The 22242-nt window shown below is 67.8% G+C and carries 17 protein-coding genes; 10 read left to right on the forward strand and 7 right to left on the reverse strand.

The annotated features are described in order from the left end of the window. Nucleotides 1–51 precede the first annotated feature (51 nt). The 5 genes from VPH43_RS10125 (at nucleotide 52) to VPH43_RS10145 (ending at nucleotide 7367) form a co-directional block, all read left to right on the forward strand. The gene (locus tag VPH43_RS10125; RefSeq protein WP_328577564.1) at nucleotides 52–1179 is read left to right on the forward strand and encodes a ligase-associated DNA damage response exonuclease; all 1128 of its coding nucleotides are present in this window, start codon (nucleotides 52–54) and stop codon (nucleotides 1177–1179) included. Further along, nucleotides 1176–3170 (forward strand): S9 family peptidase, encoded by a 1995-nt coding sequence (locus VPH43_RS10130; protein WP_328577565.1) that lies wholly within the window; start codon nucleotides 1176–1178, stop codon nucleotides 3168–3170. Before VPH43_RS10125 ends, VPH43_RS10130 begins: the two co-directional genes overlap by 4 nt. A 254-nt stretch (nucleotides 3171–3424) precedes the next feature. After that, complete coding sequence (locus tag VPH43_RS10135; RefSeq protein ID WP_328577566.1) at nucleotides 3425–3940, forward strand: hypothetical protein; 516 nt, start codon at nucleotides 3425–3427, stop codon at nucleotides 3938–3940. A gap of 25 nt (nucleotides 3941–3965) precedes the next feature. Beyond that, a complete protein-coding gene (locus tag VPH43_RS10140; protein WP_328577567.1) occupies nucleotides 3966–5657 on the forward strand; it encodes an ATP-dependent DNA ligase in 1692 nt (563 codons plus the stop codon). Between the two features lie 48 nt (nucleotides 5658–5705). Beyond that, nucleotides 5706–7367, forward strand: a complete 1662-nt coding sequence (locus VPH43_RS10145) for a Na/Pi cotransporter family protein (RefSeq protein WP_328577568.1) — start codon at nucleotides 5706–5708, stop codon at nucleotides 7365–7367. On the opposite strand, the gene VPH43_RS10150 is transcribed toward VPH43_RS10145, so the two are convergent. The 5 genes from VPH43_RS10150 to hutC form a co-directional block, all read right to left on the reverse strand. Beyond that, nucleotides 7364–8776 (reverse strand): formimidoylglutamate deiminase, encoded by a 1413-nt coding sequence (locus tag VPH43_RS10150; RefSeq protein WP_328577569.1) that lies wholly within the window; start codon nucleotides 8774–8776, stop codon nucleotides 7364–7366. The two genes, VPH43_RS10145 and VPH43_RS10150, sit on opposite strands and share 4 nt — an antisense overlap. 73 nt (nucleotides 8777–8849) lie before the next feature. Further along, a complete protein-coding gene (hutG, locus tag VPH43_RS10155) occupies nucleotides 8850–9674 on the reverse strand; it encodes an N-formylglutamate deformylase (protein WP_328577570.1) in 825 nt (274 codons plus the stop codon). Beyond that, on the reverse strand, nucleotides 9671–10903 hold the full coding sequence (hutI, locus tag VPH43_RS10160; RefSeq protein WP_328577571.1) for an imidazolonepropionase: 1233 nt from the start codon (nucleotides 10901–10903) through the stop codon (nucleotides 9671–9673). The genes hutG and hutI overlap by 4 nt, the downstream gene beginning before the upstream one ends. After that, nucleotides 10900–11478, reverse strand: coding sequence for a HutD/Ves family protein (locus tag VPH43_RS10165; RefSeq protein ID WP_328577572.1), 579 nt, complete (start codon nucleotides 11476–11478; stop codon nucleotides 10900–10902). Before VPH43_RS10165 ends, hutI begins: the two co-directional genes overlap by 4 nt. Further along, nucleotides 11475–12242, reverse strand: coding sequence for a histidine utilization repressor (gene hutC / locus VPH43_RS10170; RefSeq protein ID WP_328577573.1), 768 nt, complete (start codon nucleotides 12240–12242; stop codon nucleotides 11475–11477). Before hutC ends, VPH43_RS10165 begins: the two co-directional genes overlap by 4 nt. A gap of 78 nt (nucleotides 12243–12320) precedes the next feature. On the opposite strand from hutC, the gene hutU reads away from it, so the two are divergent. The 5 genes from hutU to VPH43_RS10195 are packed head-to-tail and all read left to right on the forward strand — an operon-like array spanning nucleotide 12321 to nucleotide 18168. Further along, a complete protein-coding gene (gene hutU / locus VPH43_RS10175) occupies nucleotides 12321–14009 on the forward strand; it encodes a urocanate hydratase (protein ID WP_328577574.1) in 1689 nt (562 codons plus the stop codon). Between the two features lie 13 nt (nucleotides 14010–14022). Then, nucleotides 14023–15576, forward strand: a complete 1554-nt coding sequence (gene hutH, locus VPH43_RS10180; protein WP_328577575.1) for a histidine ammonia-lyase — start codon at nucleotides 14023–14025, stop codon at nucleotides 15574–15576. A 37-nt stretch (nucleotides 15577–15613) separates the two neighbouring features. Next, nucleotides 15614–16561, forward strand: coding sequence for an ABC transporter substrate-binding protein (locus VPH43_RS10185; RefSeq protein ID WP_328577576.1), 948 nt, complete (start codon nucleotides 15614–15616; stop codon nucleotides 16559–16561). A 15-nt stretch (nucleotides 16562–16576) separates the two neighbouring features. Further along, nucleotides 16577–17356 carry an ABC transporter permease gene (locus VPH43_RS10190; RefSeq protein ID WP_328577577.1) on the forward strand — a complete coding sequence of 260 codons (780 nt, stop codon included), beginning with the start codon at nucleotides 16577–16579 and terminating at the stop codon, nucleotides 17354–17356. Further along, entirely contained in the window at nucleotides 17353–18168 is an 816-nt protein-coding gene (locus VPH43_RS10195; protein ID WP_328577578.1) for an ABC transporter ATP-binding protein, read from the forward strand. The genes VPH43_RS10190 and VPH43_RS10195 overlap by 4 nt, the downstream gene beginning before the upstream one ends. 11 nt (nucleotides 18169–18179) lie before the next feature. Here VPH43_RS10195 and VPH43_RS10200 read toward each other — a convergent pair whose 3' ends face one another. Further along, nucleotides 18180–20417 (reverse strand): hypothetical protein, encoded by a 2238-nt coding sequence (locus VPH43_RS10200; protein WP_328577579.1) that lies wholly within the window; start codon nucleotides 20415–20417, stop codon nucleotides 18180–18182. Nucleotides 20418–20924: 507 nt separating this feature from the next. Beyond that, nucleotides 20925–22241 carry an ABC transporter permease gene (locus tag VPH43_RS10205; protein WP_328577580.1) on the reverse strand — a complete coding sequence of 439 codons (1317 nt, stop codon included), beginning with the start codon at nucleotides 22239–22241 and terminating at the stop codon, nucleotides 20925–20927. Nucleotide 22242 lies beyond the last annotated feature (1 nt).

Here is a 22242-nt window from a genome sequence, read left to right on the forward strand (position 1 = left end):
ATCCCATGGCCCCTCCCTGGCAAAGCGGGAATGCTCCCGCAGAATCGCCCCATGGCCCTGCCGAGCCGCTCTCCCGACCTGATCATCGAACGCCCCCAGGGCCTGTACTGCCCGCCGGGCGACTTCTACATCGACCCCTGGCGCCCGGTGGACCGGGCGGTGATCACCCATGCCCATGGCGACCATGCCCGCATGGGCCACGGCCACTACCTGGCACACCACGACAGCGCCGGTGTGCTGCGCACCCGCCTGGGCGCGGACATCCATCTGCAGACCGTGGCCTACGGCGAGCCGGTGGAACACCGCGGCGTGCGCATCAGCCTGCATCCGGCGGGCCATGTGCTGGGCTCCGCGCAGGTGCGGGTGGAACATGGCGGCCAGGTGTGGGTGGCCTCGGGCGACTACTTCGTGAGCGGTCATGCGGCGGACACCAACCGCACCTGCGTGCCCTTCGAGCCGGTGCGCTGCGACTGCTTCATCACCGAATCGACCTTCGGCCTGCCGATCTACCGCTGGCAGCCGGAGCAGGCGGTGTTCGACGACATCAATGCCTGGTGGCGCCGCAATGCCGAAGCCGGGCGCACCAGCCTGCTGCTGGGCTACAGCTTCGGCAAGGCGCAACGCCTGCTGGCGGGTGTGGACCCCGGCATCGGGCCCATCCTGGTGCACGGTGCGGTGGAGCCGCTCAACGCGGCCTATCGGGCCGCCGGGGTGGCCTTGCCGCCCACGCAATACGCCGGCGCGGTGAGCGACAAGGCGCTGCTGCAGCGCTCGCTGGTGGTGGCGCCGCCTTCGGTGCAGCACTCCGCCTGGCTCAAGCGCTTCGGCGACTTCAGCGACGCCTTCGCCAGCGGCTGGATGCAGCTGCGCGGCGCGCGCCGGCGCCACGGCGTGGACCGCGGCTTCGTGCTGTCCGACCATGCGGACTGGCCCGGCCTGCAACAGGCGATCGCCGCCACCGGGGCGCAGCGCGTGATCGTCACGCACGGCTACGAAGCCGTGATGGTGCGCTGGCTGCAGGAGCAGGGGCTGGAGGCCGGCGCCTTCAACACCGAATACGGCGACGACGCACTGGACGAACCGGCGGCGGCAGAATCCCGGCCGGATGCCCCCGCCAGCCCGGCCGCGGCGTCCGAAGAGGCCGGCCGGCCGATTGACACCCCAGGAGAACCCGAGTGAACCGTCGTTCCTTGCGCGCCGCCCTGGCGCTTGCCTTGGCTGCGCTGGCAACCGCACAGGCGCTGGCCCAGGCGCCCGCCGCGCCGGCCTCCGCCGCCTCGTCCGCCGCGCCCGCTTATCGCGGCCTGGGCGCCGGCTCGGTCACCCCGCAGGTGCTGGCGCGCTTCCGCCCGGCGCCGCTGCCGGAGGACGTGTCGCGCAAGATCCAGGCGCTGCTCGACCTGCGCTCGCCGGGCATGGGCGTGTTGTCGCCCGATGGGCAGCACCTGTTCTTCAGCTGGCGTGTCACGGGGGTCGACCAGGTGTGGCGCCTGGACGGCCCGCAGCGTTTTCCGGTGCAGATGACCGGCGGCGAGGACCGCACCACGCCGCAGGCGGTGTCGCCCGACGGCCGCTGGCTGGCGCTGGAGCGCGACCACCAGGGCGAGGAGAACCCGGGCCTGTACCTGCAGCCGGTGGAAGGCGGGCCGCTGCGCGAGGTGCAGCACAAGAAGGGCGTGCAGACGGAGTACCAGGGCTTCTCGCCCGACGGCCGCTTCCTCTACTACGTGGCCAACGACGTGAAGCGCGACTCCTACACGGTCTATCGCCATGAGGTGCAGGCCGGCCGCAGCGAGGCGCTCTACCAGGGCGAGGGCTTCTGGCGCGTGGGCGACATCGCGCCCGGCCGGCTGCTGCTGGTCAAGGCCACCGGCTCCACCGGGCGCGAATGGTCGCTGTTCGACGAAACCACGCGCACGCTCACGCCGCTGCTGGGCCAGGGTGAATACGCCGAGTACGAGATGCTGTTCGGGCCCCGCGCCGGCCGCTACTTCGTCACCTCCAACAAACCCACCGGTTACCGGCGGCTGTACCAATGGGCGCCCGGGCAGGCGATGGTGCCGGTGGCGCTGCCTGGCGCGGCGCAGCACGACGTGGAAGCGCTCAGCACCGACCGCGCGCGCAAGCGTCTGTATGTGTCCATCAACGAAGCCGGCTACACCCGCTCGCATGCCCTGGACGCGGCCAGCCTGAAGCCGCTGGCGCTGGCCTGGCCCGCACCGCTGGACCACCAGCTCATCGGCCAGCCCACCGACGATGGCGAGCGCGTGGTGCTGGGCATGGCCGCGCCCGGCCAACCGCGCGTGAGCGGCGTGTGGGACTGGAAACAGGCACGCTTCACACCCTGGACCGTGCCCTCCACCCCCGAGATGGACACCCGCCGGTTCGTGCCCGCCGTGCTGGAGACCTATCCGGCGCGCGACGGCACGCCGATCCCGATGTTCGTGCGCCGCCCGCCGGCCTGCGCGAACGCGGCCACGCCGTGCCCGGTGCTCGTGCACTTCCACGGTGGCCCCGAAGGCCAGAGCAAGCCCGGCTTCTCGCCGGTGTGGCAGATGTTTGTGGAGGCCGGATTCGTGGTGGTGGAGCCCAACGTGCGCGGCTCCACCGGCTATGGCCAAGCCTGGCAGGATGCCGACAACGGACCGAAGCGCCTGCAGGTGATCACCGACATCGAGGACGCGGCGCAGCACATCCGCAAGGCCTGGGCGCGCAACGGCGTGGCGCCAAAGGTCGGTGTGTACGGCGGCAGCTACGGCGGTTATGCCACCCTGATGGCGATGACGCGCTTTGCCGGCGCCTACGACGCCGGCGTGTCCAACGTGGGTATCGCCAACCTGGTGACCTTTTTGGAGAACACCGCGCCTTACCGGCGCCAGCTGCGCATCACCGAATACGGCGATCCGGCCACCGACCGCGAGGCGCTGGTGCAGCTGTCGCCCACCACCTGGGTGCAGCAGCTGAAGGCGCCGCTGATGATCATCCAGGGCGCCAACGACCCGCGCGTGCCGGTGGGCGAATCGCTGCTGATGCACGAGGCGGCCCAGGCGCGCGGCGTGCCGCTGGAGCTGATGATCTTTGCCGACGAAGGCCACGGTGCGTCCAGCCGCGCCAACCAGGCGCTGCAGTTCGGGCACATGCTGCGTTTCTTCCAGCAGCACCTGAAATAGCGCTGACCAGGCCCTGGCCGATGCACGGCGTTTCGATGGCTGCCCTGGTCATCTGCTGTTCATCGACGCGCGCTTCGTCGAGCCCCGCATGATCGAGGTGCGCCACACGGCGCGTGCGGCCAGGGCCAGCACCCGCATCGCGCTCATCTCCGACCTGCACGTCGGCCTGGACGTCCTGGAGCTGCGCCAGGGTTGCATTCCCTTGCAAGGCACAACACCTGGGGTGGGTGCGCAGAGGGTACCCTCAAGCGTCCATGACGATTGTTGTACCTCTCTTTCCTCCGGGTGCGGATTCACAGCGGCTGTTGCGTGACTGGATGCCGGGTGCATGGATAGGCGCGGTGCGCCGCGCCTTCGGGCCCCAGACCGAACTGCACAGCACCGACCAGGGTGAGCTCGTGGAGCACCACCCGCCGCACTGGCTCATCGCCTTGTGGCCGCCGCAAAGCCTGCAACAGCCGTTTCTCAGGCGCTGGCCGCAGCAGGTGCTGCTGCTGGGCGCCGAGGAAGAGGCTCAGGCAGTGGTCGAATTGTTGCGCCATGTGCCAGACGGCCATCGCCTCTGGGTGCTCAACGAGGAGCTGGACTGGGCCCTGATGGCTGAAATCGTGCTGCTCAGCGAGGCGCACCTGCAGCCGTTCCAGCAGCAGGCCCTGCAGTGGTTCATGGACACCGAGCGCGCGGCCAGCACCGATCGCATCCTGCACAGCTACGTGGCGCCGCCCGAAGAGGTTCGTCCGCCCGCGAGGAGCCTGCCCCGCGCGAGGTAACCTGCGGCCCTGTTTCGCCTGCCGCATGGAACGCTTCGCCCGCCTGTACGCCGAGCTCGACGCCAGCACCGCCACCGGCGACAAGGTGGCCGCGCTGCGGCGCTACTTCCGCGACACACCGCCCGAGGACGCCGCCTGGGCCGCCTACTTCCTGGCCGGCGGCAAGCCGCGCCAGGTGGTGCCCACCGGCCTGCTGCGCGAGCTGGCCTGCCGCGTGGCCGGCATCCCCGACTGGCTGTTCGAGGAGTCGTACCAGGCGGTCGGCGACCTCGCCGAAACCATCGCGCTGGTGCTGCCGCCGTCGCAGGCCACCAGCCCGCTGGGCCTGGCGCAGTGGGTGGAGCAGCGCCTGCTGCCGCTGCGCGGGCTGTCGCCGCTGGAGCAGGCCGAGCGGGTGGCGGCCTACTGGCAGGAACTCGATGCGCCGGGCCGCTTCCTGCTGGCCAAGCTGATCGGCGGTGCCTTCCGCGTCGGCGTGAGCAAGCTGCTGGTGCAGCGCGCGCTGGCGGAAAACGCCGGCATCGACGCCAAGCTCGTGGCCCAGCGCATGATGGGCTACACCGACATCCGCACGCCGCCCTCGCCCGAGCGCTACCTGCAGCTCACTTCGCTGGAGGCCGTTCCGCTGGCCGATGCCGGCCAGCCCTATCCCTTCTTCCTGGCGCATGCGCTGGAGCATCCGCTGGAGCGCCTGCCCGAAATCCTGGGCGCGCCGGCCGATTGGCTGGTCGAATGGAAGTACGACGGCATCCGCGCCCAGGTCGTCAAGCGTGCGGGCCAGGTGTGGATCTGGTCGCGCGGCGAGGAACTGGTGACCGAGCGTTTCCCGGAGATCGTGAGCCTGGCCCAGGCGCTGCCCAACGGCACGGTGCTGGACGGCGAGATCCTGGTCTGGAAGCAGGACCGGCCCGCGGCGTTCTCGCTGCTGCAGCAACGCATCGGCCGCAAGACGCTGACCAAGAAGGTGCTGGCCGATGCGCCGGTGCACTTCATCGCCTACGACCTGCTGGAGTGGCAGGGCGAGGACCAGCGCCCGCAGCCACAGCACCTGCGGCGCGAGCAGCTGGCCCAGGCGCTGGCCGGCACTGGCTTCACCCTGTCGCCGATCGCCGAAGCCGAGGACTGGCCGGCGCTCGCCGCGCTGCGCGAGCAGTCCCGCGAGCGGGGGGTAGAGGGCTTCATGCTCAAGCACCGCCATGCCGCCTACGGCACTGGGCGCACCAAGGCACAAGGCACGTGGTGGAAATGGAAGATCGAACCCTTCAGCGTGGATGCAGTGCTGGTCTACGCGCAGCGTGGCCATGGCCGCCGCGCCAGCGTGTACACCGACTACACCTTTGCGGTGTGGAGCCGCGCGCCGGCTGATGCCGCCGAAGCACAAGCCGTGGTGGAGGCCATCGCGCGCAAGCAGCCGGCCGAGCCCGGCGCCCTGCAGCTGGTGGTCTTCGCCAAGGCCTACTCCGGCCTCACGGACGAGGAGTTCGCCCGGGTGGACCGGGTGGTGCGCGCCACCACGCTGGACAAGTTCGGCCCGGTGCGCACCGTCAAGCCTTCGCTGGTGTTCGAGCTGGGCTTCGAAGGCATCAACCGCAGCGGCCGCCACAAGAGCGGCGTGGCAGTGCGCTTTCCGCGCATGCTGCGCATTCGGGACGACAAACCCTTGCACGAGGCCGACACGCTGCAGACACTCGAAAGCCTGCTCCACGCGAATGAGTGAGCCGCCCGGCACGGCACTTGCAGCCGCTCGGGGTATAACAAGACCTCGATGCAACATCTTCTGAATCTGCTGGCGGCGATCTCCCTGCTGGTGTGGGGAACGCACATCGTGCGCACCGGCATGCTGCGGCTCATGGGCGGCAGCCTGCGCCGGGTGCTGGCGCAAAGCACCACCAACCGGCTGGCCGCCGCCACCGCGGGCATTGGCGTGACCGCGCTGGTGCAGAGCAGCACCGCCACCTCGCTCATCGTCACCTCCTTCGTCGCGCAGAAGCTCATGCCGCTGGCGGCCGCGCTGGCCGTGATGCTGGGCGCCGACGTGGGCACCAGCCTGATGGTGGCGGTGTTCTCGCTGGACCTCTCCTGGCTCTCGCCGCTGCTCATCTTCGTGGGCGTGGTGCTGTTCATCCCGCGCCAGTCCAGCAATGTGGGCCAGGCCGGCCGGGTGCTGATCGGCCTGGGCCTGATCACGCTGGCACTGCAGCTCATCGTGGGCGCCACCCAGCCGCTGATGCGTGCGGAGGGCGTGCGCGTGATGCTGGGCTCGCTCAACAGCGACGCGCTGCTGGACATCCTGGCCGGCTCGATGCTGGCGGTGCTCTCCTATTCCAGCCTCGCCACAGTGCTGCTCACCGCCACCCTGGCCGAGTCGGGCGTGGTGCCCATCCAGGTGGCACTCGGCCTGGTGCTGGGCGCCAACCTGGGCAGCGGCGTGATGGGTGTGCTCACCACCGCGCGGTCCACGCCGGAGGCGCGCCGCCTGCCGCTTGGGAACCTGCTGTTCAAGACGATCGGCTGCCTGGTGATGGCGCCCTTCCTCAACTTCCTGCTGGCCGAGGCGCGGCCGCTGCTGCTCACGCCGGCCAGCACGGTGGTGCTGTTCCACCTGGCGTTCAACATCCTGCTGTCGATTGCGTTCCTGCCGTTCACCGCGCCGATCGCGCGCCTGCTGCAGCGGGTGTTGCCGTCACCGGAGCAACGCAGCATCTCCGACCGGCCGCGCCACCTGGACCCGGTGGCCCTGGCGACGCCGTCGCTGGCCATCTCCTGCGCCGCCCGCGAGGCGCTGCACCAGGCCGACGTGGTGGAGACCATGCTGGCCGGCATGCTCACGGTCATCCGCAACAACGACCTGCAGCTGGCCGAGAAGCTGCGCACCATGGACGACACGGTGGACGAGCTGTATTCGGCGATCAAGTACTACCTCACCAAGATCTCGCGCGAGGCGCTGGACGAACGCGAAAGCCGGCGCTGGACCGACATCATCTCGTTCACCATCAACATGGAGCAGATCGGCGACATCGTCGAGCGCGTGATCACCGACATCGAGGACCGCAAGATCAAGCCCGGCCGCGAGTTCTCCGAAGCCGGCATGACCGAGATCGCCGAGATGCACGCGCGCCTGCTGGACAACCTGCGCCTGAGCATGGGCGTGTTCCTGCACGGCAATGTGCGCGACGCCAAGAAGCTGCTCGAAGAGAAGGCGCGCTTTCGCGACCTGCAGCACAAGTACGCCTCCACCCACCTGGAGCGCCTGCACGAAAAAACGGCGTCCAGCATGGAGACCAGCTCGCTGCACATCGACCTGATCAGCGACCTGAAGCGCATCAACTCGCACATCTGCTCGATCGCGTATCCGATCCTGGAATCGGCCGGTGTGCTGGCGGACACGCGCATCCGCCACTCCAGGCTCATGGACGACGCGGCTTAAGCGTCGGCCGGCGCCCAGAGCGCCTGCATGGCGCTGTCGAAACCGGTGTGCAGCGCCTCGTGCTGCCAGTGCCGGCGCTCGTGCACCACGCGGCGGCCGGCGACGTAAACCTCGCGGACGGCATCGCAGGGGCTGGAGAACACCAGCGCGTCCAAGGTCCGCTCCGGCGGCAGGCCGAGCAGGGCCGAATCCTGCGGGTCCAGCACCAGCAGGTCGGCGCGCGCGCCGACTTCCAGGCCCCAGGACGCAAAACCGGCTGCGGCCGCGCCACCGGCCAGCGCGGCATCGAACAAGCGGCTCGCGGTGGCCGGGTGGCCCTCCACCGGCGCGGCGGCCACGTTGCGCTGGCGCTTGAGCAGGCGCTGGCCGTATTCCAGCCAGCGCAGCTCCTCCGGCCAGGCGCGGGTGACGTGGCTGTCCGAGCCGATGCTCATCGGCACACCCGCACCCAGCCAACTGGGCAGGTCGGCGAAGCCGTCACCGAGGTTGCCCTCGGTGCTGGGGCAGATGACCACGCCGGCGCCGCTGCGCGCCACCGCCTCGATCTCCGATGGCAGCGCATGGGTGGCATGCACCAGCTGCCAGCGGGCGTCGAGCGTGAACTCCCGGCACAGCCACTCGATCGGCCGCGCGCCGTTGGCGGCTCGGCAGTCGTCCACCTCCTGCGTCTGCTCGGCGATGTGGATGTGCAGCGGGCCGTCGTCCATGCCCTCGCTGAGGCGCTGCAGCTCGGCGATGGATTTACGCGAAGCGGCGCGCAGTGAGTGCACCGCGATGCCGGCGTTGAGCAGCGGCCTGCGCGCCTGCTGCAGCGCCTGGCGCGCGTGCCACACCGCGGCCGGCGTGGTGGCAAAGCGGCGCTGGTCCTCGCGCAGCGTGGCTTGTGCAAAGCCCGCGCGCTGGTACAGCACCGGCAGCATCGTCAGGCCGATGCCGGTGGCCTGCGCCGCATCGGCCAGCGCCCAGGAGAGGGCCAGCGGATCGGCATAGGGCGAGCCGTCGGGCTGGTGCTGCAGGTAGTGAAACTCGCACACCTGGGTGTAGCCGCCGCGCAGCAGCTCGCTGTAGAGCTCCGCGGCCACCGCCTGCAGCTGCGCGGGCGAGATGCGCAGCGCCACCCGGTACATGCGGTCGCGCCAGGACCAGAAGTCGTCCGCCTCCCCCTCCCGGCGCTCGGCCAGGCCGGCAAAGGCACGCTGGAAGGCATGGCTGTGGGCGTTCACCAGGCCGGGCAGCACCGGCCCGGCGAGCACACGGGCATCGGCCGGCGGCACCGCGACGCCGGGCTGGATGGCGCTCCAGTGGCCGTCGCTGCCCACGTGCAGCACCACGCCGGTGTGCCATTGGCCGCCGTGGCCTTGGTCAATCCAGGCCTGGGGCGCCCACAACAAGGGTTGCAGGGGCGGCATCAGTGCCCGCCCGGCCGCCCGAAGGGCACTGAGCGCCCCCTTGGGGGGCAGCGAACGCAGTGAGCGTGCGGGCTCATGACTTCACATCCGGCCTCCAGGCCAGGCAGGTGGCCAGCAGGCTGCGAAGCAACGGCTGCAGCGTGCGCGCGCCCTTGTCGTCGTAGGCGAAGCTGGCGCCTTCGCCGCGCCGTTCGTCCATGTAGAGGCACTGGCACTTCTCCAGCTGCACTGCGTGCACCCGCTCCTGCGGCCGGCCGTAGTGGCGGGTGATGTAGCCGCCCTTGAAGCGGCCGTCCACCACCTGGCTGAAGCGCTTCTGGCCGTCCAGCACGCGGCAAAGCGCATCGCGCAAGGAGGGTGCGCAGCTCTTGCCGTCGGCCGTGCCCAGGTTCAGGTCGGGCAGCTTGCCTTCGAACAGCCAGGGCAGCTCGGACTGGATGCTGTGGCCATCGAACAGCACCACATGGCCGAAGCGTTCGCGCAGCCGGTCCAGCTCGGCGCGCAGGGCGTCGTGGTAGGGCTGCCAGTACAGCCGGCGCCGGCGCTGCACCTCGGCCGCGTCGGGCGCAAAGCCCTCGCGGTACAGCGCCTCGCCGGTGAAAAACCGGGTGGGGCAGAGCTCGGTGTTGGCCGCGCCGGGGTACATCGGCGTATCGTCGGGCGGGCGGTTCAGGTCGATCACATAGCGGCTGAACTTCGGCACGATCAGGCTGGCGTTGAGCTCGCCCACAAAGTCGTACAGCCGCTCCAGGTGCCAGTCGGTGTCTTCGCTGGCCAGCGCACGCGCCACATAGGCGCTGTGCAGGGCTTCCGGAATCTCATGGCCCACGTGGGGCAGGCTCAGCAGCAGCGGCGCGTTGCCGGGGTGCAGGGTATAGGGCAGGTCGGTGCTCGTCATGTTGCGCTTTCGTCCGGGCGCACCACCTGGCCGCCCTGCACCACCTGGCGGCAAGCATTGCGCCCGAACCAGTAGGCCAGCTCGCGCGGGTGGTCCAGGTCCCACACCACGAAGTCGGCGCGCTGGCCGGCGGCCAGCTGGCCGCGGTCGCGCAGGCCCAGCGCGCGAGCCGCATGCACCGTCACCCCCCGCAGGGCTTCTTCCGGTGTCAGCCGAAACAGGGTGCAGGCCATGTGCAGCATCAGCTGCAGGCTGAGCGCCGGCGAGCTGCCCGGGTTGTGGTCGGTGGCGATGGCGATCGGCACGCCGTGCTCGCGCAGCGCCTGCACCGGCGGCAAGGTGGTGTCGCGCAGGAAGTAGTAGGCCCCGGGCAGCAGCACCGCCACCGTGCCGGCGGCTGCCATCGCGCGCACGCCGGCCTCGTTGAGGTGCTCCAGGTGGTCGCAGGACATGGCCTTGAACTCGGCCGCCAGTGCGGCGCCGTTCTGGTCGCTCAGCTGCTCGGCATGCAGCTTCACCGGCAGGCCCAGGGCCCGGGCGGCTTCGAAGATGCGGCGGGTCTGCTCGCGGGTGAAGCCGATGCGGTCGCAAAAACCGTCCACCGCGTCCACCAGGCCTTCGGCGTGCAGGGCCGGCAGCCAACCGATGAGCGCGTCCACGTAGTCGTCGGGGCGGCCCTCGTATTCCGGCGGCACGGCATGCGCGGCGAGGTAGGTGGTGCGCACGCTCAGCGGCAGCACCTGCCCCAGGCGCCGCGCCACACGCAGGCAGCGCGCCTCGTGTTCGGCGGCCAGGCCGTAGCCCGACTTCACCTCCAGCGTGGTGACGCCATCGGCCATGAGCTCACGCGCGCGGCGCGTGGCCGATGCCAGCAGCGCCTCGTCGCTCGCCTCGCGGGTGGCCCGCACGGTGGAGCGGATGCCGCCGCCGGCACGCGCGATCTCCTCGTAGCTGGCACCTTGCAGGCGCTGCTCGAACTCGGCAGCGCGTTCGCCGCCATACACCAGGTGGGTGTGGCAGTCGATCAGCCCGGGTGTGACGCAGGCGCCTTGCAGGTCGTGCTCGGCGCCGACCGCAGCACGCAGCGGCTGCGGCAGCTCGGCCAGCGGGCCCACCCAGCGCAGGGTGTCGCCCTCGGTGACCATGGCGCCATCGGGCACCGCGCCCCAGGGGCCATTGCCGGCCAGCGTGAACAGGCGCGCGCCACGCCATAACACCGCCGTGTTCACGCGGCCGCTCCGTGTTCGTCGAAGCCGATCCACCAGGCGTGGCCGTCCGCCGGCACCTCGGTCCAGCAACCTGCGCCTTCACCCCAGGTCAGGCTCCACGGCGCGGCATGCAGCGCAGGGCGGCCGGTGCGCTGCACGTCCAGGGCTTCCAGGTTGAACAGCGCAAAGTGGCCAAAGCCTTCGGGCGGCGCACTCTGCGCCTGGGCGCGCTGCACCACGATGCGGCCCAGGCCGCGCCGGTGCATCACGTTCAGGTCGCGGGTGGTGCCGTCCAGCAGCCGGCAGTCGGGCGCGGACGCGCCGTCGAAGTGCAGCAGCGAGTGGCCGGCGTGCAGACGGCGCACTGCCTGCGGCCAGGTGAGCTCCACACCGGCGCCTTCCAGCACGCCGAACCACCGGTCCACGCCGGGGTAAGGCGAAAACGGGCCGTCCTGCTCGATGTCGGCCACGCTGATGCGCAGCCACCAGTCCTGCGGCCCCGGCCAGGTGAGCAGCTCGCGCGTGCGCCCGCCACCGTTCTTCCACGGTTGCGGCGCCACGTCGTGGGCGCAGAGCTGCTGCAGGATCGCTGTCACGGCTTGAACCGCCCTTCGATCTGGTAACGCCCGCCCGGATGCACCAGCCGCGCGAGCGTGATGGGCACGTCCTGCGCGACGGTGCGGCGCACCAGCACCAGGCAGGCGTCCCGCCGCGAGATGCACAGCAGCTGGGCCTCCTGCTCGGTGGGTGCGCTGGCTTCGATGGAGTATTGCGCTTCCCACAAGGGCGCCACCTGCAGCAGGTAATGCGTGGGTGTGGTCTTGGTGAAGTCCACGCCCAGGTAGTCGGGCGCGCAGGCCGGGTTGACGTAGCGGTCCTCGCACTGCAACGGCACGCCGTTTTCCTTGTGCACGATGAGGGTGTGGAACACCTCGGCGCCGGTCTTCAAGCCCAGGCGCTGGGCCAGTGCGGCGGGCGCGCGCTCCTTGCGCTTGATGTGCACCTGCGCCTCGTGCACATGGCCGCGCGAGACGATCTCTTCATGCAGGTCGCGGATCGTCAGCGTGGACGACACGCGGTGCAAGGCAGCAGCAAACGTGCCCACGCCCTGCACCCGGTCCACCAGGCCTTCGGCTTGCAGCTCGCGTAAAGCGCGGTTCACCGTCATGCGACTCACGCCGAACTGCGCCACCAGCTCGGCCTCCGACGGCATCAGCGCGCCGGGGGGCCAGCGGCCTTGCGACAGCGCCTCCTTGAGGTACTGCTTGACCTGTGCGTACGGTGCGATGGCCGAAGCCGTCTTTGCTGCACTGCGGGATGAAGAGGCGAGCAGCTGCGCGTCGCGGTGGGATGGCGGCATGGTCGGCGATCCTACTTGCATGAGCTTGTATAGACAAGTAGAGTGCAACCCTCCTGTAGGACCCTCGAGACCCCATCCATGACCCACCAAGCATCCGGACCCCGCCCCGTGCGCGCCCCGCGCGGCCCCGAGCTGCACTGCAAGAACTGGCTCATCGAGGCGGCCTATCGCATGATCCAGAACAACCTCGATCCCGAGGTGGCGGAGAACCCGGATGCGCTGGTGGTGTATGGCGGCATCGGCAAGGCGGCGCGCAACTGGGAGAGCTTCGACGCCATCCTGCAGGCCTTGCGCGGATTGAACGAGGACGAGTCGCTGCTCATCCAGTCGGGCAAACCCGTGGGCGTGTTCCGCACGCACGCCGATGCACCGCGGGTGCTCATCGCCAACTCCAACCTGGTGCCCAAGTGGTCCACCTGGGAGCACTTCCACGAGCTGGACCGCAAGGGCCTGATGATGTACGGCCAGATGACGGCCGGCTCGTGGATCTACATCGGCAGCCAGGGCATCATCCAAGGGACCTTCGAAACCTTCGTCGAAGCGGGCCGCCAGCATTACAAGAATGACTGGACCGGCAAGTGGATCCTCACCGCCGGCCTGGGCGGCATGGGCGGTGCGCAGCCGCTGGCCGCCACCCTCGCCGGTGCATGCTCGTTGACCATCGAATGCCAGCAGACCCGCATCGACTTCCGCCTGCGCACGCGTTATGTGGACGAACAGGCGAACGACCTGGACGACGCACTGGCTCGCATCGCGCACTACACCGCCAAGGGCGAAGCCAAGTCCATCGCCGTGCTGGGGAATGCGGCCGAGCTGGTGCCTGAACTCGCGAAGCGCGCCGCCGCCGGCGGCCCCAAGCCCCACCTGGTGACCGACCAGACCTCCGCCCACGACCTGGTGCACGGTTACCTGCCCGTGGGCTGGACGGTGGAGCGCTGGCAAGCCGCGCAGAAGGACGCAGCGCAACACGCGCAGCTCACCGCGGACGCCGGCCGCTCCTGCGCCCAGCACGTGCAGGCGATGCTGCAGTTCCACGCGATGGGCATTCCGGTCATCGACTACGGCAACAACCTGCGCCAGGTGGCGCTGGACAACGGCGTGGCGAACGCCTTCGACTATCCCGGCTTCGTGCCTGCCTGCATCCGCCCGCTGTTCTGCCGCGGCAAGGGGCCGTTCCGCTGGGTGGCCTTGTCGGGCGACCCGGAGGACATCTACAAGACCGACCGCAAGATGAAGGAGCTGTTCCCCGAGGACAAGCCCCTGCATCGCTGGCTGGACATGGCGCGCGAGCGCATCGCCTTCCAGGGCCTGCCGGCGCGCATCTGCTGGATCGGCCTGGGCGAGCGGCACCGGGCCGGCCTGGCCTTCAATGAGATGGTGAAGTCAGGCGAACTGAAAGGCCCCATCGTGATCGGCCGTGACCACCTGGACAGCGGCTCGGTGGCCTCGCCCAACCGCGAGACCGAGGCGATGAAGGATGGCTCGGATGCCGTGTCCGACTGGCCGCTGCTGAACGCGCTGCTCAACACCGCCGGCGGTGCCACCTGGGTGAGCCTGCACCACGGCGGCGGCGTGGGCATGGGCTACTCGCAGCATGCCGGCGTGGTGATCGTGTGCGACGGCACCGATGCGGCGGCCAAGCGAATCGAACGCGTGCTGTGGAACGACCCCGGCACCGGCGTGATGCGCCATGCCGACGCTGGCTACGAAGAGGCGATCGCCTGCGCCCGCGAACAAGGCCTGAAGCTGCCGATGCTCGGCCGCTGAACCCACAGAACCCATGACCATCCAGATCCAACCCGGCCAGCTCACGCTGGAGCAGCTGCAAGCCATCCACGCCGAGCAGCAACAACTGACCCTGGCGACGAGCGCCAATGAAGCCATCCGCCGCAGCGCCGCCGTGGTGCAGAAGGCCGCGCACGGCCAGGAGCCGGTGTACGGCGTGAACACCGGCTTCGGCAAGCTGGCCAACCAGCGCATCAGCGAAGGCGACCTCGACCTGCTGCAGCTGAACCTCATCCGCTCGCATTCGGTGGGCGTGGGCGAGCCGCTGGAGCCCGCCGTGGTGCGGCTGATGGTGGCGCTGAAAGCCGCCAGCCTGGCGCGTGGCCACTCCGGCGTGCGGCCTGAAGTGATCGACTGCCTGCTGGCGGTGCACAACGCCGGCCTGGTGCCTTATGTGCCGAGCCAGGGCTCGGTGGGCGCGTCGGGAGATCTGGCGCCACTGGCCCACATGACCCTCGCGCTGCTGGGCGAAGGCGAGATGCTGGTCAACGGCCTGCGCAAGCCGGCCCTGGGCGTGCTGCAGGAAGCGGGCATCACGCCGCTGAAGCTGGCCGCCAAGGAAGGGCTGGCGCTGATCAACGGCACGCAGACCAGCACCGCGCTGGCGCTGCATGCCTTCTTCCGCTTCGAGCCGGTGCTGGAAGCGGCGCTGGTGATCGGCGCGCTCACGGTCGATGCGGCGCGCGGCAGCGACGGCCCCTTCGACCCGCGCATCCATGCGCTGCGCGGCCAGCTGGGCCAGATCGACGTGGCGCAGATCTACCGCGCGCTGCTGCAGGGCAGCGCCATCCGCCTGTCGCACCTGCAGGGCGACGACCGCGTGCAGGACCCGTACTGCCTGCGCTGCCAACCGCAGGTGGTGGGCGCCTGCCTGGACACCCTGCGCCACGCGGCCAAGGTGCTGCTGATCGAAGCGAACGCCGTGACCGACAACCCGCTGGTGTTTGCCGAAGGGCCGGACGGGCAGGGCGTGTTGGTGTCGGGCGGCAACTTCCACGCCGAACCCGTGGCCCAGGTGGCCGACGGCATGGCGATCGCCATTGCCGAGGTGGGCGCCATCGCCGAGCGCCGCATCGCGATGCTGATCGACACCGGCGTGTCGCGCCTGCCGCCTTTCCTGGCGGCGGACGCCGGCCTGAACTCCGGCTTCATGATCGCCCACGTGACCGCCGCGTCGCTCGCGTCGGAGAACAAGAGCCTGGCGCACCCGGCCAGCGTGGACAGCCTGCCCACGTCGGCCAACCAGGAGGACCATGTGAGCATGGCCACCTTCGCCGCGCGCCGGCTGCAGCCCATGATCCACAACACCGCCCACATCCTGGGCATCGAGCTGCTGGCCAGCGCGCAGGCCATCGAATTCCTGCGCCCGCTGAAGAGCTCGGCCGCGCTGGAAGACGCGCATGCCTTGCTGCGCACGCAGTGTGCGCCGATGATGCAGGACCGCTACCTGGCGCCCGAGATCGAGCGGGCCACAGCGCTGGTGCTGGACGGTTCCTTGGCCCGCATCTTGCGAAAGCTCGACACACCCGCCTTGTGGTTCCCCGCCTGACCCGCCACACCATCCATCGCCCGACAGAGGAGCCCGCATGATCATCCGTTGCATCGCCCTGGCCGCCACGCTCGCCCTGGCTGGCGCTGCCCATGCCGAAGACACCGCCGTCGGCATCGGCATCTCCGGCTGGACCGGCTTTGCGCCGCTCACCCTGGCCAAGGAAGCCGGCCTGTTCAAGAAGCACGGCCTGGACGTCACCATCAAGAAGATCCCGCAGAAGGACCGCCACCTCGCCATTGCCTCCGGCGACGTGCAGTGCGCTGCCACCACCGTGGAAACCTGGATCGTGTGGAACGCCAACGGCGTGGCCACCACGCAGATCTTCCAGCTGGACAAGAGCTACGGCGCCGACGGCATGGTGGTGAAGCCCAACATCCAGAAGATCAGCGACCTCAAGGGCAAGACCGTGGCCGCCAGCGCGCCCGGCACCGCGCCTTACTTCACCCTGGCCTGGATGCTCAAGAAGAACGGCCTGTCGATCAAGGATGTGAAGGTGGTGAACCTGGAGCCCCAGGGCGCGGCCAACGCCTTCGTGGCCGGCACCGCCGACCTGGACGCCGGCATGACCTACGAGCCCTACCTCTCCACCGTGCGCGCCAAGCCCGAGGCCGGCAAGATCATCGCCACCACGCTCGACTACCCGATGGTGATGGACACCTTCGGCTGCACGCCCAAGTTCCTGGCCGACAACCCCAAGGCGGCCAAGGCCCTGGCCGACGCCTACTTCGACGCGGTGGACATGATCAAGGCCGACCCGAAGAAGAGCTTCGAGATCATGGGCAAGGACGTCAAGCAGACGGCCGAGGCCTTCGAAGCGAGTCAGAAGTTCCTGCGCTGGCAGGACCGCGCGGCCAACCAGAAGTTCTTTGCCGGCGAACACGCGGCCTTCAGCAAGGAAGCGGCCGACCTGCTGCTGGAGGCCGGCATCATCAAGCAGGTGCCCGACCTGGCCAAGCTGGCCGACACACGCTTCATCAAGTAAGCCAGCGCTCCCCGCGTGGCCCCGCTGCAGCCCGTGTCCCCCGGCGCCCGCGTGGCGCTGGGCATCGCCTTCTTCATCGTGTTCGTCGGCCTGTGGGCGCTGGCCACGCTGGGCGGCTTCGTCTCCAAGACCTTCCTGGCCGACCCCATCACCATGGTGAAGTCCGGCTGGACGCTGCTGGCCGAGATGGGCTTTGCCAAGGACATCGGCATGACGGTGTGGCGGGTGCTGGGCGGTTTTGCCATCGCGGCGGCGCTGGCGCTGCCGCTGGGCGTGATGATGGGCGCCTACAAGCCGGTGGAAGCCTTCTTCGAGCCCTTTGTGTCCTTTGCGCGCTACCTGCCAGCCAGCGCCTTCATCCCGCTGCTCATCCTGTGGGCCGGCATCGGCGAGGCGCAGAAGCTGGCCGTCATCTTCATCGGCTCGTTCTTCAACCTGGTGCTGATGATCGCGGTGAGCGTGGGCAACACCCGGCGTGATTTGGTGGAAGCCGCCTACACCCTGGGCAGCACCGACCGCAGCCTGGTGCGGCGCGTGCTCATCCCGGGGGCCGCACCCGAGATCGCCGAGATCCTGCGCATGGTGCTCGGCTGGGCGTGGACTTACGTGATCGTGGCCGAGCTCATCGGCGCCAGCAGCGGCATCGGCCACATGATCACCGACAGCCAGGCGCTGCTGGCCACCGACCAGATCATCTTCGGCATCATCGTCATCGGCCTCATCGGCCTGGCCAGCGATCTGGCCTTCAAGGCGCTGAACCGCAAGCTCTACCCCTGGGCGCAGCTGGGCCGATGAACGACACCCAGACCACGGCCGACCCCATCCTGTCGATCCGCGGCGTGTCGCGCCGCTTCGTGTCGGCCCACGGCGACACGCTGGCCCTGCAGGCCACCGACCTGAGCGTCGCGGAAAACGACTTCATCACCATCCTGGGCCCCTCGGGCTGCGGCAAGAGCACCCTGCTGCGCATCGTGGCCGGCCTGGACCGGCCCACCACCGGCGAGGTGACGCTGGACGGACAGCGCATCACCGGCCCCGGCGCCGACCGCGGCATGGTGTTCCAGAGCTACACCCTGTTCCCGTGGCTCACCGTGCGCGACAACGTGTGCTTCGGCCTGCGCGAACGCGGCGTGCCGCGCGCCCAGCAGCTGGAGGTGGCGCAGGGCTTCATCGAGAAGGTGGGGCTGACGAGCTTCGAGCACCACTACCCCAAGCAGCTCTCCGGCGGCATGCAGCAACGCACCGCGCTGGCCCGGGCGCTCGCCAACCGCCCCCGCATGCTGCTGATGGACGAACCCTTCGGCGCCCTGGACCACCAGACCCGCGAGCTGATGCAGGAGCTGCTGCTCGGCATCTGGGAAGCCGAGCGCACGACGGTGCTGTTCGTCACCCACGACATCGACGAAGCGGTGTTCATGGGCAGCCGCGTGGTGGTGATGAGCGCCCGGCCGGGGCGGATCAAGTTGGATAGGCCGGTGGAGCTCGCGCATCCGCGGCATTGGTCGGTGAAGACGACGCCGGGGTTTGCGGAGTTGAAGGGGGAACTGATGGAACAGGTGAGGGTCGAGGTGCTGGCGGCCGTGGAAAATTCGCGAGTCGCGCGTTGAACCGCTTGCTGTCAATGTGGGTTGGACTCAGCGCTGGCCCGCAAAGCTGCAAGCACCGCGTCTGCTTCATCGGAACTTGAGAGATCCAAATTGCTCTCATAGCGCTTTAGGCGGTCGTACTTCAGCTTATCGACCGCTTCAGTGATCCGTATTTCTCTGCGGGCGTCGGGGAGGGCCTTCCACTCATCGACATGCTCGAGGAGCTTGTGCATGTGTCGCGAATCGAGATGTTGACCAATCTGCAACCCGACATGGCTTGGAAGCAAATCTCGCACCACTGGGTCAATCTCCTTTGCCTTGGGAGACGCAGACAAAAAGTTGAGTAGAAACTCCGGACGCATGATGAATGGCGTTCCGCCGTGCTCTCGGACGACTGCACCCGTATGCTGAAGTAGTGACGTTTCCTTGGTTAACCACCATGTGCGCACGCCAAAGCCGTCATATGTGGCGTGCTCTGAGCCTCTAGAGCGCTGGGCATAGACGGCAAAGCACATTAGCGCGTCGTTCTTCGCGAGCACATCCTTTTTGCCTTCTAGCGCCCTCGCTAGTTCATCCGCTCTTTCCATGTCTACCCCTTTCGCAAGCTCCGCGCGTGACAGTGGTTCGAGGTCGAACGTCTTGCACAAAAAGGCCTGTAGTTGCATTTGGCCTCGTGGTGATTTTCCGGCTAGATCATCGAAATCGACAAACATTTCGACAAACGTCCTCCAGCCTGTCACCCTTTTCATTAGGAGTTTTGCGTAGAAATACGTGCGGATCATTATTCGATCACTCTGAGAAGCCAAGGCGGCAGTGATGTACGGCTCCTGTTCGGCATAATAGTTTCTAAACTCAAGGTGTGTCGAGTGAAGATGATTGAATAGTTCATTCACCACTGGCTCGGTGAGGATCAAGTTTGCCCCTGTAGCCCTAGCAACCTTTAGTAAGTTGGTGACATGCCGGTGTTCGCTTGGAAGGAACGTTTCAGATAGCGCTTTAACAAGGATGTCTGCGCCTACCAATAGTCGAAACTTACCGGTCATCTTATTGAAGTATTCGATAAGCTTCGGACTGTGCTTCAGCGTGAAAAGTAGAAGCGTCGTCTTACTAAGGCGGCGCAGAAACTCATGTTCCACCGGAAGTGGGGTATAAAGCACACGCTGCAGAACGCGGAGAGCAGCCGCGTAGGACTCTTTCGAAAGGCGCGCTCCGGAGAGAACTGTTGCGCGTAGTTCCTCTTCCACTATTTGATCGAAAATATTAATTCCCTCGAGTCGCCCTTCTAGGAATGCGGCTAGAATCAATCCCTGCTCGTGAAAATGCCGATATAGCGCTCTTTCGCACGTCTCGGCAACCGCCTCGGTCTCGGTGGCACCATACTCTTTCGCCCGTGCACATAGGGATTTCCTCAGATCGGCCCTTAAAGCGAGCTCTTTCGCGCTCTCTGCGGCTAACTCTGCTCGCATTGCATGAGGGAGGCAGTAACTGTCCGACTGCCGATAGTGCCGCACGCGCTGATTCCCGCCTCCATCCTTAGCGGAGAGACGCTCAAGACGGGCATCGATATTAGGGACCACGATACTAGCCGCCGCCGGAAGCAACTCAGCTAGGCGACCCTTTAGGGCCCCTCGGGTCAATAGTTGAGGGACATCTGGGTCGGTATCCCGCAATGCCCAATATATCAGCGAATCGACGATTGGGGCGATCAACCCGCCTTTGCTAAATCTTTCGGACCGCTCAAATTGCAGAAAGACATACACGCTGGGGTCCGACACAAGGTCAACGTTGTCTTTTGGGGTAGGTGACCGCTCGTTTGTGAGTTCGAATAGTTCCCGCCGGAAGTACTTCTCAAAACACTTGACCGTCGCTTCATTTTCATTGATGAGACGAAGTACGCTATCCCAGTCGCGAATTCTCAGGGTTATTCCAAGTTCCTCGCTAAGGTCATCTTCGAGCGTGTCGACGGTTAGTTTTCTAGACGTCCAGTATGTCAACGTTTTAACTTCCCTGCCAAACTCTCTTAGACGCGCGATGGTGTCTTTTATCTTCGCCGCGGCATTCTCCTGAATGCTCATTTGTACGAAGTTTGTAACGCGAGTGCGATCCTCCAGAATTGATCGAAAGAAACCGTCTGCACCACCGTCGTGGATGCCCCCGAGGGCGACAAACTGATCACCGTGACGCGCCGCCAATAGCTTCTGTATCAGCCGTTCGAAACTGAAACCGTCAAGGGTCCCAAGTAGATACGTCGCAAGCACATCAGAAATCATCTGCGATGCCTCCAAAATGAAGTGAGATCAAGTGGGCCGCCGCGGAGCGCTCGCCTCGCTAAACGACATTGTTCTTCATTCCCCGACTACGGTGGAGAAGATTGATGGCGTCTCTGCCACCGTGCGGCCCTTTGCCTTGCTCTCAGCAGGGCGCTTGTGTAGGGCGTCTCTTCCCGCTGCAACGTTTCTCCGCTCCACTGCCTAAAAAGCATCCCCGACAGCGCCGATGCGAATCTCAATCACTCCAGCGGCGTGTCCCCTTCGCTACTACAGCTTCAACGCAGCCGCGCGCGGCACGCGGTGCTAGCACCCGTTAAGCAGCTTCGTTTCCGGGTGCTCCGGCCCCGCGAGGAGGCAACTTCGACCGCAGAGATCTACATCGACTGGGCGATGGCTTGCGTCTGTTGCGCCAGTGACATCCGCTGCAAGACCGGATGAGGGCGAGGCGAGGCATCCCTTTGCCAAAGGCGCTGTCTCCTGGAGGGCGGAAGGCGCCGGCCGCCCACCTCACAACTCCCGCAACGCCGCCGTCACCGGCAGACTCGCCGCCCGCACCGCCGGGAACAGCCCGCCGATGAACCCGATTGCCAGCGCCCACTTGATCCCTTCCCACAGCAGCCCCGGCGACACGCGCAGGTTGAAGCTCAGCTTGCCCACCGACCCCGCCGCCATGGTCGAGGCTTCGTAGCCGTTGAACAGCCCCCAGGCGATCACGCCGCCGATGGCGCCGCCGATCAGGGCCAGCAACATCGTCTCCAGCATCACCGCCACCACCACCGGCAAACCGCGGAAACCGATCGCCCGCAAGGTAGCGATCTCGCGCGCCCGTGACGCGATGGCCGCGAACATGGTGTTGAGCGCGCCGAACACCGCGCCCACGGCCATGATGGCGCCCACGGTGATGCCGATGATGCGCAGCATCTGCGTCATCTGCTCCGACTGCTTGGCGAAGAAGTCCAAGGTGGTGCTGGCGTCCACCCGCAGCTGGGGGTTGGCGGCCAGCGCGGCCTTGAAGTCCTTGAACGCGGCGGCGCTGGTGAGCTTCACGGTGGCGGAGTTGCGGCCGCTGCCGCGCTGGTAGGCGTCGTTCACCACGCTGGCATCGGCCCAGAGCTCGGACTCCATCGCGTCGCCCGAGGCGAAGATGCCCACCACCGTCCAGGGCTGGTTGCCCAGCTTCAAGGTGGAGCCCACGCCCAGGTTGGCGAACTGGCGCACCGCGCCCTTGCCGACCACCAGCTCGCGCAGGCCGGGCTGGAAGCGGCGGCCTTCCACGATCTTCAGGTGCGGGCGCACGGCAAACGCTTCTTCGCCCACGCCGCGCACCTGGGCGCTGCCTTCTTCGTCGGTGGTGGTGCCTTTCACCGGCAGGTTGGCCGCCACCACGGTTTCGGCCGACACCAGCGGCTCGCCCTTGTCGTTGCGTGCGATGCCGGCGGCCTGGCTGATCTGCACGATGTCTTCCCGGCTGAGCACGGAGGCCACTTCGGCCGCCGACGCGCCGCGCAGCACGATGGCCGTGTCCAGCCCGCCGGAGTTGCGCAGCGTCTGCGCATAGCCCTCGGCCATGGCCAGCAGCGCCACCAGCACGCCCACCACGCCGGCAATGCCCACCACGATGACGGCCGACGAGCCCAGGCGCTGGTTCAGCGTGCTGATGCCGACCGACGCCACCGAGCGGGCCTGCGCGCCGCCGCGGAAGAGGAACAGCCACAGCGCCAGCAACACCAGCAGCGCGAGCGCGCCTTGCCAGGGCAGCATCACCCAGGCGGCCAGCACGATGAGGGTGAGCAGCACGAGGCCGAAGTTCTTGAGGTACTTCATG

Origin of the sequence: Ideonella sp. BN130291, assembly GCF_036231905.1 — a bacterium.
GTDB lineage: Bacteria > Pseudomonadota > Gammaproteobacteria > Burkholderiales > Burkholderiaceae_C > CAMLIZ01.